Genomic DNA, 13,520 nt, shown 5'->3' on the forward strand with positions numbered 1-13,520 from the left:
GATTAAATGCTGGCCTCCTGAGAAGGGCCTTCTTCCTTGGGCTGCTTCCCGCGGCTGGCTTGAACCAAAAGAGAAGTGTTCTCGGCAATGCGGAAGAGAACGATGACGGTCTCCATCCAGATCCGGCCGCCTATTACCCACAGGAAGAAGTAGATCACCGCCCAGATGAGGCTCAGGAGAAAACTGCCGCCGGAAAAACCGTAGCCAAAACGCATAAAGCTTGCGCCACCCGCCAGCATACTGAGGGAGACTATCACTCCGATGGCAATCCACAGCCCGTAGAGAAACGGAATGATCTTCAGGGTAACGAACGAGGAGAAGGAAAAGTCAAAGAGCCTGGACCAAAAAGACTTTTCTTCCATACAAAGCACCTCCTTATAAAACTGATTACAATCGAACGTAGTAGCTGAAGCTGCGGCTCGATCTTTCTAAACGGTACGGCAGAATCACCATTTCTTGGCTTCGGTCCCGTCCCAACTCGATCCTGGTATCGTTGTAGACGTTGATCTTTTCAAAAGTAAGCCGGGGACCCCAATCATCCAACACCTGGATGACACCGAGAGGCTGGGCGAAACTTGCGCGGTCACCGATTTCTGAGCGCTCGTAACCGATTCCTTTCAAGAGCACGAAGCCTTCCGGCATTTTTTCACTCCGCCGAAGGGGAGGAATCAGCTGAAAGAAGCTTCCTCGCTTGCCGAAGTAGTTGATCTGGAGGAGCAAGTCCTCCAGCTGCTGTAAGGACTGCTCCTCCCCCTCGAAGGCCAGACCGAGATCGCCACCCAAATGGGCGTACTCTCGGAAGGCTATCGAGGACTGCATCGCCTCGTCACGCTGGGCATCGGGCCTTTGCGGTTTAAACACTTTGGTGAAAAGGTTGGTCACCACCACTTCTTCCGGCGGACGAGCGGCGATCTTTAGGGTCTTGAGCATGGCAAACACTTCCGGTGCCTTCTCCAATCCCTGAGTGCGTATAGCCGCGTCCAGGAGGGCCGTGCGAATGGTAAAAGGAGTGGGTAAAAACAAAGTTTTCCCTGCGGTAGAAGTAGCCGTACCCATCTTTAGAGAAAAAAGCCCCACCGGCTGATAGTAGGCTACCAACCACATAAGACCACCCTCGCTAAATGGTTAGGGTATACGGTACTGTATCAGATACGAGTTCACGCATCACCCCAGCAAATTCAGCCATGGAATTGAACTCGTGAACTTCGATGGCACCAGGACGCATGCCGTTCAGGGCGTCCACTACCTTTTTGAGATCGCTTATGTAGTTTTCGCTAAGCGGGCTGAGAGTTGGTGCAGGAACTACCTGGCTACTTACCGTCACCACACCTTGAAAATCCAGAATGTGAGGATTCTGGGTGCTGCGCATAGCCCCGTTCGGCTCCACAAAAGTGTAAAGGACACTTTCCAGCAGAGCCTTGTAGCGCTTTTCGCGCTGATCCTGATCGACAGAATATTGCTGGCTTATATCGTTAAAGCCGATACGTGCCACCTCCAGGGTCATCACCACTGCGTAAACGCCGGAGCTAGCCGGGCGGTGAAAGATGGGCTGAGTCACCCCTTCCTCACCCCGTTCGGAGGCGTAGCGAACATGGAAATAGCTCTCCGTACGCGTAAGATCGGGCACCCCCACCGCCCAAGCAAATTCCACCACGCTCTTACGGGGTATGGAACGGTTCCCGCGGGCGATTAGATTGCCTTCTAGATCGTCGATCACGCATATTTGCAGAAGAGAATCAATCACTTCGGCATCTCGAGCAGAGAGATTACGCATAAAATTGTCATCTTCCAGCGCTCGGCTGGAGCTGAACTTTTGGCACCCGGCGCATAGAGGCAAACCTTCCGCTTTGGCTCGCAAATACAGATGCTCTGCCTGAATGTGTTTAAACATGTCACCCGATATAGCGTTAACTGAGGCAAGTCTCGGCTGACCTGTTCCAGGATCCTTGTAAACAATGTTCACCATCCGGGTAGTAATCTGATTTCCCTCACCGCCTTCATTGTTAAGTGAGTGCATGTTGAGCATGACCCTACCGGATACAGATATGGAATATACAGACTTTATCATCACTATACCTCCCTCTAACACGTTACTTGTTTTGTTCGGCTGGTTCCGCCTCTTCACGAGGTTCACGAGCGTAGCCATAGGCAACCAGCAAATTGGCCACTACTTCAGAACCATACTCGTCAACCAGCCGAATTACATCCTCTATGTCGGTAGTCCGAAGATCTCGCCTCAACTGCCGCCCACTCTTCTCCAAAATCTGGCTATTCTCTTGATTATAGCTTTGCATGAAGCCCGTCAAAGCCGCCACGAAATCGTCGCGCACCGTTGCTTTGCGTTTCAGTTCCATACCCAGACCGTAGCGGATTTCGTAAAGGGCATCCTGCCCCCTGGCCTTACGCCCCTGGGGAATTATCGTGCTGTGGCGTATGGCATAGGCCACGTTCTTGAACCCCGGATTCTCGATAATCGCCGCCAAAGGCTTGTTCGTAGCCATAATCAACCTCCTTAATCCATCAGTGGTGAATAGAGCAACCCACTGACCCTGCGCCATCCGGCGCATGGCGTAATGACTGTACCCGGCCGCGAACGCAAAGAAATCTTCCCAGCTCCGCCCGGAAAGGAAGTTGCGGTAGCGCAGCAGCAGGTTGTACCCATCGCTTCTCCCCTCGTCTACGCCGGATATCACCTCCCGGTGTTCCCTGATGACCTCTCGCAAGTTGCGCACCAGGTCGCGGGCATTCCGGGGAATTTCTCCTGTCCAGGCCGGAAGGCCAAGAAAAGCCAGGTTCGTGACCGTGTAAGCCTGGGGGTTGAGAAGGGTGTACTGGGTCACGTGAAAGCCAGCAATTACCTTTTCCGGCCCGTAAGCTTCAAAATCCAGTTCGTCATACTGGCCGGCCTCGCTGTACTCCAGCAAGGTGTCCGTGTAAAGCAAAGCGGCAAGGCAGTCCATTTTAACCGCCGTGTCGTTCCACAAGCGCTCGGAGAAGCAGTCGAAAACCTTCCGGTGCGTAGCTAGAGTGATCCTGTGGGGAGCCAGAACGTAAATCTTTCGCTGGCGGGGAAGCCTCCCTTCCTGAGCTTCCCGTACCACCCGCGGAGCGGTACACAGCCACAATCCCGTAGCCTTAACAAATTCCCACAGCCAAAATGAACTGATATTCTCCATAGCTAAAGCGTTGGCTTTAGGGCGGTTCTGCCCCTTCCCCTGGTGAGGGTTTAAAAGTTGAATAGCGGTCAATTCGCATTTTATTTTTTCCTCTCCTTTAAAGGTCTTGCTGACTTCGTTCCACCAGGCCCGGGAAACGGCCCTAAGATCAACGCCTGGCTCCGCAGTCATCTGCAGAATGGTTTTGAGGTTAAAGGTAAAATACTCGCGCGTCAAAGCCCATTGGGTAACGGCCTGGTTGTAAGTCTTCAGAGCCTGCATTTGCGTGGTGCCCAGAAGAGTTACCAAATACCAGTCGGGAGGCAACTTGGCATCCTCCACCTGGCGCCTAAGTTCCTTGCTTACTGCATTACTTCCTCGAAGTTGTTCGGATATAGCCCGGTAAGTCTGCCACTGTTCCCACGCCTCGTCTACGTTCCGGACCCGTACATACGTCTGCACATTTGGGGGAGGAGATTCGTCCCTTCGCACAATGTAAGTAGCCGGGCCGGTGAAATAGGCGCAATGTTCCACCCACTCAGCCTGCAAGGGAGGATCAAGGCTTATGAGGTAATAAGGTCCGGCATCCTGAATCCACACCCGCCGGCGCTCCTCTCTCCCCAGCGCTTGAGCCAGGATCTCGTCGAGAACGGCCGCCAGGCCGTAAGCTGCCAGCACGTCAGCGGCGGTTCCGGTACTCTTGTCCACGAAGTAGTCCCTTTTATACATGGTGCACCTCCCGCCTGCCATAGGTCTCCTACTCTGCCTGCGATTTCCCATCAGCCAAACGCAAAGCCCGCACGATCAGAAAGTAAGCCAGCCACCACCCATGGGGATCGTCCGGCGGTAACCGTAAGATCTGGTTTTCCAGCTTGGTTCCGGGCGCTCGCATCAAACAGTGCTCTGCAAAAGAACCGTCAAAACCCGCCTCCTCTAAGGCTTCTCTCAAAACCTTATGAGCTTGGGGACATAACCGATAAGCGCCAAAACTCTTAGCTTGAGCACTATGGTGCCGTGCCACAGCAGTGATCACCGCCCGCCGAAGTCCCTCCTGCTCCAGAACCAGATGGGCGATCTTGGCTCCGGCAATAGTCCCCTCGCCGGCATGAGATGGCCGACTGAAACCTACCCGCTTAGTGGCTTCCCGGTGCTCCGGCGTTTCCATGTGGGTGTGGACGGCTAGAAAATCCTTGTCCCCTACCGGTTCCCCGATCGCCTCCTGATAGGCTCTGACCCAGGCCTGCCACCTCTCGTCCAGCTTTCCCAAGTCGTGCAAAGCGATGGCCAAGCGAACCGCCCGGTCAATGCCCCCGCAGGGAAAACCGAGTTTTTGCTCCAACCGAGAAGCAGCATATTTCAGGCGCTCGGCCAGTTCGCTTCGATAAAGGTGCAGCATGGCCCGCACATGCTCGGTGTAAGATTCCAACTGATAGGTGAAAGGTTCTCGCTCTTCCCGCTCCTTCCTAACCGGTTGGGTCTGGTAATTTCCTCCGTCGGGCGTGAACCTGAAACCAAGTTCTTCATCGTAAGCCACCAGGGAGGGGTGAACCACGAAGACTAGGGAAGTGCTTAAATCTTTTTGCGAGCGCACGGGCAACCACCGGTATTTTGTTGTCCCGGTGTCCTTCTCCTCTTCGATCTCCACCGGGTACTTTAAAGCCCAGTCTAATCCTTTGGCCTCCCGCCACGCTTCCAGTTCCTCTAGCTTCCCCCTCAAGACACCATGCCACAGAGAAAAACCGCTGCAGTTGAAAGGGCTCGGCAACTCCTCCGGGTTGTCGTGCACCAAGAGGGTGCGGCTGTCCACCTTGCGGATGAGGGTTCGCCGCACCGAAGGATCGGAAAAGGCCAGAGCTCGCTCCATCAGAGCCCATATTTGCCCTTCTTCCCGGCGCATTTCCTCCAGCAAGCACTTGTCTACCGGAGTATGCACTTCATCGATTACTTCTTGCTCGGCAGGGAAATCGAAGACCATGCCGCTGCGAGCGTGAAACGCCCGCCAGGTACTCTCACACAGCTCAATCTCGCTCCTGCTTACGTAAGGGGCATAATTGGGCTTGCCCTGCTTGTCCGGTGGCGCGGCGTAAATGAACACCTCTCCTTGCTCCCCAGGGAAGCGAGCGCAGCGACCGGCCCTCTGCAAGATGCTGGCAGCTGGTGCCACCTCCGTGTGAAGATTTTGGCAGGTTATGTCTAATCCTACCTCTACCACCTGGGTCGCTACCAAAATGAGGGCCTTTTGGGACCAGGCATCTTTGTTTTTACCGAATTCTCGCCGCACCTGCTCTTCCTTCTTGTCCCGGTCTTCAGGTGTAAAGCGGCTGTGGAGCAGGATTACTCGATCGGCTCCTACCAGCCGGCAAAGCTCAGTGTAAATCTGCTGGGCCCGCTCCACCGTATTGCAAATGACCAGGGTGCGATGGTCGTGATGCTCGAGCACTTTTTCGGCCCTCAGCGGTTCGCTCAGGGCGTAAAACCGGCGCATCTTTCCCTGCTGCGAAGGAATCTCTTGGAGCTCTTTTGCCGGTACGGTGACAATCTCCGCTTCCAGCAACTCACCCAGGGTGGCAAGCATGGTTGACGAGAAGGTAGCCGTCATCAGCACAAAAGGAGTGACGCCTTTGAGCAGGCGCAGAACCTCCAGTGTGGTCTTCAGCGCCCCCTCTGGAGGGTAGAGGTGAAACTCATCAAAGACGAGGTAGGAACCTATAACCGCCCCGGCGTTCAGATTGGCCCGGCCAAGGCTCAATGCGTAAGGTATCCCCAGAACGCTGCTCAGGGTCTGATCGATGGTGGTGAAAATTAAGTCTCCCTCCAGCGTAGGATCCTCAGGCCAGTCCCCGGTCTGAATGGTAACCCCCTTTCTCAACCCCAAATCCTCTGCGATTTTCCGGTATTCAGTGACGAACTGGTTGGCCAGCACCCGCATCGGTACGGAATAGATACACTGACGGGGAAAGGAATAGAGTTCAGGCCTCCGACGACTTTCCATAAACGGCGACAAAGCCGCAAGCGTCTTGCCTGCTCCGGTAGGAGCTTGCAGAATCACGCTAAGGCCTTTGAGCAACGCTTCCCGCGTGCGCTTCTGAAAAGGAAATAGCTTCACGCCTTCCCCCCTCAAAAACCAGGTTTTTCCTCTTACCTCCTACTTCTTTTATATCCTGCCGGTGGGAACCCTGTGGTTCTCACCGGAAAAATGATCAGAAAATTTTTTGCCGTTCACCTCGGCCGCTTTGAGGTGCTCCTCCGCCAACCTCCCCCGGAGCTCGGGTGGGGCCAGCACCTCCACCTGGCTCCCGTAATAGAGCAGCCAGCTTACAAACTCCGGCGTTACGGCCACCCGGAGCTTGAAGAGCACGCTGCCGTCATCCAGCTCCTCCACCTGCTGGCTGGGATGCCAGTCTTCTTCGGCCACCCGGCGGCCCGCTTCAGGGGCGAAGCGCAGGACCACTCCCACCGGTTCGCCGGCCGCGCCGCGCATGATGCCCCAGGTGGAACCCAGGTAGGCAGCCAGGTCGAAATCCTCGGGGAAAGGGTAGCATTCGTCGAGCAGAAAGGCTTGCTCGATACGGTCCAGTTTGAAAAAGAGGGTTTCTTGCCGCCGCTCACAGTAAGCGATGAGATACCAGCTCCGTACATAGGGGAGCAGGCAGTAAGGATGCACCACCCGCTCGCTCCGCTCCCCTCCACGAGAGTGGGTGGAATAGACCATTTTGACCTTGCGCCGGTGCAAAAGCGCCTGGTTAAGAAGCAGGAGTAAGTGTTGTCGGTGCTGCTTCCGGCTGGAAGACGGGAGAAGCCCGGCTTGTCGGTGCAGCAGGCTTTCGAATTCCGGCGGAAAGAGGGAAGTCAACCGTCTGAGCGCCGAAGCAAGATTACCGAATTCGGGTCCCAGCTGGTGCCGTGCTGCTTGTAGCGCCAGAAGCAAGGACAGCGCCTCGCCAAAAGTAAACTGCAGGACCGGGAGGGTGGGGACTTTCTCAAAGTAGTAGCCTCGGGGTGAGTGTCGAAGCTCGAGCCCAAGCGCGTGCCGGATTATATCCAGGTCTTTCTGTATGGTGCGCTCGCTCACCTCGAAGCGCCGGGCTAAATCTGAGCGCCGGTAACGGCGAGGCCGGGAAGCAATAAGACACACCATTTCCAGGATGCGGGCTATCCGTTTTGTCTCCTCTACCCGGCCGGCGCCGAAAGTTTTAAGCTTTAACCCTTGCATCGCCAATCTCGACCACCTTGTACTTGCCCTGCCCGAAGACGGTACCTTTGTCCACGTGCAAGAACTCACCCAGGAGCAAAAGAGGGTAAAACTCCGCCCAAGACCCTTCGTAAATGGCCCAGCCCACCACCCCGCCGCAGGGGACTTTGCGGCCCTTGGCGGGCGGAGTAGCGTTCCCAGGTCACCCAGCGGGTGCTGTGAGTTAGCAACCGGACTTCTTGGGCTCGGGCTACGATGGCCCGGAAATCAGCCTCATAGGTAAAACCCTGGTGAAAGTAGTAAAGAGAAGAGAGACGGCGCAGCAGGTTGCGGGCGAGCACGTAGGACCCAGGCACGGCGGGCTTTCCTTCAAAGGTGAGGCGCGTGGGGGTAATAAAGTCCAGACGCAGCCTCGCCGACTGAGAACCCATCCCGGAGAATTTCCACACATCCCTAGCAGTGAAACTAAGGTCGTGAACTCGGATCATGCGGTCGCCGCTTTGGTACACGGGGGCTTCCTCGCCGGTCAGTGGGTTGACGGCCTCGACGGCAGCGAGAAGGAAGGGGCGACAGCCTCGGCCGATACCCCGACGTCCGAGCTCGTCCAGGGTGACAATGAAGTGAGGGAAGAAGTTGAGCGCGTGACCGAAGAGCAGAAGGTGAAAAATTAAGAGTTCACCGGAGGCATACTCAGTTTTGGTCTCCAGGGGCGGTTCCAGGACAAAAGGGCGGGGTACGCCTTTATAGTTGCGCAGAGCTTCCGGATCTGGCGGAGGCCGACTTTCAAAAACTAAGTTGTAAGGGCATTGATGCCACGGGGGGCAGGACTTACATTGCCTGGTTCCTGTACCGCAAGCTAGCCTCTGAAAAGTACCGGCGAAGCCACCGCGCAAGGTGCTCCCTTTGTAGGGGGGAAGGGAAAGTCCCTCCGGCCCGGCCAGCAGGCAGATACGGTAGCAGGCAAGGAGCAACTTTTCCGTACATGGTACCGTCTTCATCGGGTACCACCAAAATCCATAGTTATTTTCTGCTATTATTCGAGCCGGAAAACTTTTTCCCTGCCAAATCGTAGATGTTTTTTAAATCACTCCCCCGCCCCCTACCTTCAGTCCCCTTGTCATCGGGGAAGGTATTGCAACTCGTCGCGATTGCCTGCTGTTTCTCTTTGAAACGCAAGGGTTTCAGCCCTCTGGCGTTCTTCCGGAGAGAGCTGATTTTTCGAAACAGAACCACCCCGTTTTCGAAAATTTCTCTCCTCCCTGCAATGAGGCTAGTTTGCCGTCCCCCTCAAAATTCCTCCTTCCCCAGTAATCTTTGCCTTGCGGTGCGGAGCCCCGGCCGCCCGGCGCCTAAAAATCAAAAGCCGGGGCTTGTTTTCCCCGGCTTGCCGACTTTATGAAGCTTTTAAGGCTGGGAGAAGTTGTAGTACTGCTGGGCGTACTGGGTGTCGGCGAAGTCGCGCCGGACGCCTTCTTCCCGCTGCATGAGCTTTTCCAGCGCCCGACGGAACATGGCCGCGTGCGCTTCCTCGCGGGAAATGAGAAATTCCAGCATCTCCTTGATTTTGGGGTCGGTAGCCTGACGGTGAAGCCGCTCGTAGACCGCTTTAGCGCGGAACTCGGCGGCAATGTTCGACTGCAGGTCCGCCACCAGATCGCCTACCGTGTCCACGTAACTGCCGCAGAAGGGCGCTCCTACCGAGTTGAGCCAGACCGCACCACCGCCACCCAGCAGTTGCAGGGCATACTCCTCGGGGCTTTCCGTACTCACCTGCCCCTCCGTCAGCAAGTTTATGGTGTGGATCAGCATCTCCATGTGGTTGAGCTCCTCAATGCCGATATCCAGGAGCAGATCTTTGATTTCCGGATCCTTGCATTTTAAACCCTGCAGGATGTACTGCAGACCCGCCGCCACCTCGCCGTTTTGCCCGGCCAGCTGTTCCATGAGCATTACGGCAAATTGGGGATCGGGTTTGCTCACGCTCACTGGGAAAAGCAACTGATCCTTACGGTGGTAAAACACCTTTTCCTTCCCCCTCCTTGAAGCTTTTTACGCTTCTAACTTTCCCCGGGAGGAAGGATTTATACGCATAAGCCGGAGCTCAACCGTTCCCTCCTTCCACTCCACCCCGAAGCCCAGGCTTTCCGCCACGAAGCGCAGAGGCACGAAAAGGCGCCCCGGCGGAACCAGAGCTGCCGGCACATCTAAGTTAACCCTCTTCCCGTCCACCAGGGCTTCGGGGGAGCCGATGGTAAGGGTCACCGTCCCGCTGCCCGACTGGAGGGTAACTTTCTGCCCGTCCCAGTCCACGTACACGTCTACCCAGGGATCGGCCAGCCGGACGGCCACGCAGTTGGAAAGCTCCCTCCCTGGGACCACCAGGTAGCGCCCCCCTGTACCACAGCTCGCAGGAAGCGTTGCCGTCAAGGCAGACGGCGTCTTTAAGCCCCGCCCGCTGCAGGACGTGGGCCATATCCCACAGGGAGGCTACCCCCAGAACCGATCCCAGCACCAGCCGCCCTTCAAAGTCGGAGCCGATAAAGCTCCAGGAGCCGTAGCGGGAAAATTTGGGTTTGCGGTAAAGTTCATCGAGCTCTCCATCGAGGACCACCGATCCGTCCTTAAGGAGGAGGGGGCCTCCCTGGATTACCGTCCTGCCGGCCCAGCCGAGCTTCCCACCCCCTTTTCCTCCCACACCGGCCACCACTCCACCCTGGCACCGGGATAGAAACGGTCGAGGTACTTGCCCGCTGCCGCCGGACCGAACCCTATGACGTACCCGTCTTCTGGAACGGGGCAAGGCCCGCTTCCCACTTCTACCACCCTGCCCCCGCGCACCACCACCGTCGCGGCCACGGGAGAGCACACCCTCTGGCCGAACTGCGGGGTGAAGATCAGAACCGGAAAGACCTGCACGCGGGGTTGGTAACGTCCACCTTTATCATGTAAACCCTCTTGCCCTCCACCACCGAGTCCACGCACTCCACCGGCTGTGCCCCGACAGGGGAAGGGGCCAGAAACAGGAACAGCACCAGCGCGCCCAGCGAGAAAACCTTCCGCACCCGGAGGCCACCTCCGAAGCAGGATCCGAGACCTTCTAAAAGAAGGTTCGGAGTAAAAGCTTCAAACGTGTGCTCCTTGCCGGACGTGTGTGAAGGTCGAAAAGCACGCCTGCCCCTGCAGTACTTTGTGGTACCAGAGTCGTGCCAAAAAAGGGCGGTACCCCGCAACGGGTACCGCCCTTTTTAAACCTGGTCCCTTTAGCCCTTCTTGGGCATGAGCCCTCGCGGCGTGTACTTGGTGTGGAGGAGTTCGTGCGACTTGTGGCTGAGGGGTTTCCCCAGGAACTCCTCGTAAAGCTTCTTGATGTCCGGGTTTTCGTGCGACTTGCGGTAAGGAAGCTTCTTGTCCCGCTCGTAGATCCCGGCTATACGCTGCTCCCTTATCTCCGTGGTGGTGGGTATCGGCTGCCCACCGCCGCCAATGCACCCACCCGGACAGGTCATCACTTCGATGAAGTGGTAGTCCTTGAGCTCCCCAGCCTTGAGCTTCTCCATCAGAAGCCGGGCGTTGGCCAGACCGTGAGCCACCAGCACCTTTATGGTCTTGCCGTTGAGCTCCACCGCAGCCTCCTTAACGCCCTTCATGCCACGCACCTCAACGAAATCAAGCTTGGGCAGGGTCTTGCCGGTGGCCAGCTCGTAGGCTGTGCGCAAAGCTGCCTCCATCACGCCACCCGTGGCCCCGAAGATCTGACCCGCACCGGTGCCGGTGCCGAAGGGATCGTCGTAGTTTTCGTCGGGCAGGTTGGCAAAGTCGATCCCCGCCTCCTTGATCATCCGCCCCAGCTCCCTGGAGGTGAGCACGATGTCCACATCCCGGTAACCGGAAGCGTTCATCTCCGGACGCGCGGCCTCAAACTTCTTGGCCGTGCAGGGCATAATGGAGACCATGACGACATCCTTGGGATCGATTCCCTTTTTCTGGGCGTAGTAGGTCTTTACCACTGGGCCCAGCATCTGCTGGGGAGACTTGCAGCTAGAGACGTGGGGCAGAAGCTCGGGGTAGAAGTGCTCCAGGAATTTAATCCAGCCAGGGGAGCAGGAGGTGAACTGAGGCAGCACCCCACCCTTCTCGATCCGCTCCAGAAGCTCCGAACCTTCCTCCATGATGGTGAGGTCGGCAGCAAAGTTGGTGTCGAAAACAGCGTCGAAACCTAGACGCCGCAAGGCCGCCACTATCTTGCCCGTGGCGTCCGTCCCCACCGGCATGCCGAACATCTCTCCGATGGTCACGTGCACCGCCGGTGCCGTCTGCACCACCACGTGCTTGGTGGGATCGGCCAAGGCCGCCCAGACCTTGTCCGTGTCGTCCCGCTCGTAAATGGCTCCCACCGGACAGACCAGAGCGCATTGCCCGCACTGCACGCAGTTGGTCTCAGCCAGCGGGACGCCTCCTTTAACTCCCACGATGGCCTGCCCGTCTACTTTCTGGAGCTCCAGCACTCCCACCGTCTGGACGTTCTCGCACACGGTCACGCAGCGCCGGCAGGCGATACACTTGTTGGGGTCGCGGATGATGGCCACAGAAGAATCGTCGAGGGGGAATTCGCGCCGAACCCTGGGGAAGCGAATTTCCCGGATGTTGAACTGCGCCGCCAGGCTCTGGAGCTCACAGTTGCCGTTGCGGGGACAGGTGGGGCACTCCATGGGGTGGTTGGCCAAGATGAGCTCCAGGGTCATACGCCGCGCTTCCCGCACCGCCGGCGTGTTGGTGCGCACCACCATCCCTTCCTCTACCGGCGTGTTACAGGCGGTCACGAAGTCGCGCTGACCCTCCACCTCTACGATACAGATGCGACAGGCCCCCACGTCGTGCCCGATGTCCTTCAGGTAGCAGAGGGTAGGAATGTTCACCTGGACCTTCTTGGCCGCCTCTAGGATGGTGGTCCCCCGCGGCACCTCCACCTTCTGCCCGTCAATGACGAGGCTCACCATAAAGCATTCACCCCCATCCCTTTAAGCCTCACGGAGCAACTGCCGCAGAAAACGAGCGCTGAGCCGCCCCATCTTACACTTGGCCGCCCTAGCCATCACGTCCAGAGTTTGACGCAGCAGGGCCTTTTCTTCTACCGTAGCCGTCCCCTCCGCCAATTTCTGCACCAACCCGGTAACCTGCAGCATCCCATTGAATCCTGGCAAACACTCCCCGCAACACTCCTCCCGCGCCATGGCCACAAAGTCCGCCGCCACCTGGGACAAAGCCATGCTCTCCCCCTCCTTTATTTAGCGGCTTTAAGGGCCTGCCAGCTCAGCCGCGGCGTGTAGTGGGTGTGGAGGAGTTCGTGCGACTTGTGGCTGAGCGGCTTGCCCAGGAACTCCTCATAAAGCTTCTTGATGTCCGGGTTTTCGTGCGACTTACGGTAAGGAAGCTTCTTGTCCCGCTCGTAGATCCCGGCTATACGCTGCTCCCTTATCTCCGTGGTGGTGGGTATCGGCTGCCCACCGCCGCCAATGCACCCACCCGGACAGGTCATCACTTCGATGAAGTGGTAGTCCTTGAGCTCCCCAGCCTTGAGCTTCTCCATCAGAAGCCGGGCGTTGGCCAGACCGTGAGCCACCAGCACCTTTATGGTCTTGCCGTTGAACTCCACCGCAGCCTCCTTTATCCCCTTCATGCCGCGCACCTCAACGAAATCAAGCTTGGGCAGGGTCTTGCCGGTGGCCAGCTCGTAGGCCGTGCGCAAAGCTGCCTCCATCACGCCACCCGTGGCCCCGAAGATCTGACCCGCACCGGTGCCGGTGCCGAAGGGATCGTCGTAGTTTTCGTCGGGCAGGTTGGCAAAGTCGATCCCCGCCTCCTTGATCATCCGCCCCAGCTCCCTGGAGGTGAGCACGATGTCCACGTCCCGGTAACCGGAAGCGTTCATCTCCGGACGCGCGGCCTCAAACTTCTTGGCCGTGCAGGGCATGATGGAAACCGAGACTATATTGGCCGGGTCGATACCCTTAAGCTTGGCGTAGTAGGTCTTAACTATAGCACCGAACATCTGCTGGGGAGACTTGCAGCTAGAGACGTGGGGCAGAAGCTCGGGGTAGAAGTGCTCCAGGAATTTAATCCAGCCAGGGGAGCAGGAGGTGAACTGAGGCAGCACCCCACCCTTCTCGATCCGC

At 57.3% G+C, this 13,520-nt stretch carries 15 protein-coding genes and 1 pseudogene; all 16 read right to left on the bottom strand.

The features are described from left to right. Positions 1–2 precede the first annotated feature (2 nt). Positions 3–362, bottom strand: coding sequence for a DUF4282 domain-containing protein (locus DXX99_RS05990; protein ID WP_115792591.1), 360 nt, complete (start codon positions 360–362; stop codon positions 3–5). A 25-nt stretch (positions 363–387) separates the two neighbouring features. Further along, complete coding sequence (locus DXX99_RS05995) at positions 388–1,104, bottom strand: hypothetical protein (protein WP_134642958.1); 717 nt, start codon at positions 1,102–1,104, stop codon at positions 388–390. A gap of 13 nt (positions 1,105–1,117) precedes the next feature. Continuing rightward, positions 1,118–2,146: a DevR family CRISPR-associated autoregulator gene (locus DXX99_RS06000; RefSeq protein ID WP_338065870.1), complete on the bottom strand. Its 1,029-nt coding sequence runs from the start codon at positions 2,144–2,146 to the stop codon at positions 1,118–1,120. Further along, positions 2,091–3,884, bottom strand: coding sequence for a hypothetical protein (locus DXX99_RS06005; protein WP_115792593.1), 1,794 nt, complete (start codon positions 3,882–3,884; stop codon positions 2,091–2,093). Before DXX99_RS06005 ends, DXX99_RS06000 begins: the two co-directional genes overlap by 56 nt. Positions 3,885–3,912: 28 nt before the next feature. Continuing rightward, complete coding sequence (cas3, locus tag DXX99_RS06010) at positions 3,913–6,261, bottom strand: CRISPR-associated helicase Cas3' (protein WP_165847735.1); 2,349 nt, start codon at positions 6,259–6,261, stop codon at positions 3,913–3,915. A 48-nt stretch (positions 6,262–6,309) separates the two neighbouring features. After that, positions 6,310–7,368: a helix-turn-helix transcriptional regulator gene (locus DXX99_RS06015; protein ID WP_115792595.1), complete on the bottom strand. Its 1,059-nt coding sequence runs from the start codon at positions 7,366–7,368 to the stop codon at positions 6,310–6,312. Beyond that, entirely contained in the window at positions 7,349–7,498 is a 150-nt protein-coding gene (cas6, locus tag DXX99_RS11905; protein ID WP_338065871.1) for a CRISPR system precrRNA processing endoribonuclease RAMP protein Cas6, read from the bottom strand. Before cas6 ends, DXX99_RS06015 begins: the two co-directional genes overlap by 20 nt. After that, positions 7,434–8,345: a hypothetical protein gene (locus DXX99_RS06020; protein ID WP_240610839.1), complete on the bottom strand. Its 912-nt coding sequence runs from the start codon at positions 8,343–8,345 to the stop codon at positions 7,434–7,436. The genes cas6 and DXX99_RS06020 overlap by 65 nt, the downstream gene beginning before the upstream one ends. A gap of 406 nt (positions 8,346–8,751) precedes the next feature. Continuing rightward, complete coding sequence (locus DXX99_RS06030; RefSeq protein WP_115792597.1) at positions 8,752–9,369, bottom strand: manganese catalase family protein; 618 nt, start codon at positions 9,367–9,369, stop codon at positions 8,752–8,754. Positions 9,370–9,396: 27 nt separating this feature from the next. Then, the gene (locus DXX99_RS11505; RefSeq protein ID WP_240610840.1) at positions 9,397–9,726 is read right to left on the bottom strand and encodes a copper amine oxidase N-terminal domain-containing protein; all 330 of its coding nucleotides are present in this window, start codon (positions 9,724–9,726) and stop codon (positions 9,397–9,399) included. 43 nt (positions 9,727–9,769) lie between these two features. Then, a pseudogene (locus DXX99_RS12120) lies at positions 9,770–10,054 on the bottom strand (phosphodiester glycosidase family protein); the annotation flags it as partial. Continuing rightward, complete coding sequence (locus DXX99_RS11510) at positions 9,994–10,263, bottom strand: hypothetical protein (protein WP_165847738.1); 270 nt, start codon at positions 10,261–10,263, stop codon at positions 9,994–9,996. The gene DXX99_RS11510 and the pseudogene DXX99_RS12120, both read right to left, overlap by 61 nt. Continuing rightward, complete coding sequence (locus DXX99_RS11515; RefSeq protein ID WP_165847739.1) at positions 10,242–10,409, bottom strand: hypothetical protein; 168 nt, start codon at positions 10,407–10,409, stop codon at positions 10,242–10,244. Before DXX99_RS11515 ends, DXX99_RS11510 begins: the two co-directional genes overlap by 22 nt. A 198-nt stretch (positions 10,410–10,607) precedes the next feature. After that, positions 10,608–12,344, bottom strand: coding sequence for an NADH-dependent [FeFe] hydrogenase, group A6 (locus DXX99_RS06045; protein ID WP_115792599.1), 1,737 nt, complete (start codon positions 12,342–12,344; stop codon positions 10,608–10,610). 21 nt (positions 12,345–12,365) lie between these two features. Continuing rightward, positions 12,366–12,614: an NADH-ubiquinone oxidoreductase-F iron-sulfur binding region domain-containing protein gene (locus DXX99_RS06050; RefSeq protein WP_115792600.1), complete on the bottom strand. Its 249-nt coding sequence runs from the start codon at positions 12,612–12,614 to the stop codon at positions 12,366–12,368. Between the two features lie 14 nt (positions 12,615–12,628). Then, positions 12,629–13,520 (bottom strand): [Fe-Fe] hydrogenase large subunit C-terminal domain-containing protein (locus tag DXX99_RS06055; protein ID WP_205664652.1); only part of this gene is annotated, 892 nt, incomplete at its 5' end.

The organism is Ammonifex thiophilus (genome assembly GCF_003368535.1).
In the GTDB taxonomy this organism is placed as follows: domain Bacteria; phylum Bacillota; class Desulfotomaculia; order Desulfotomaculales; family Ammonificaceae; genus Ammonifex; species Ammonifex thiophilus.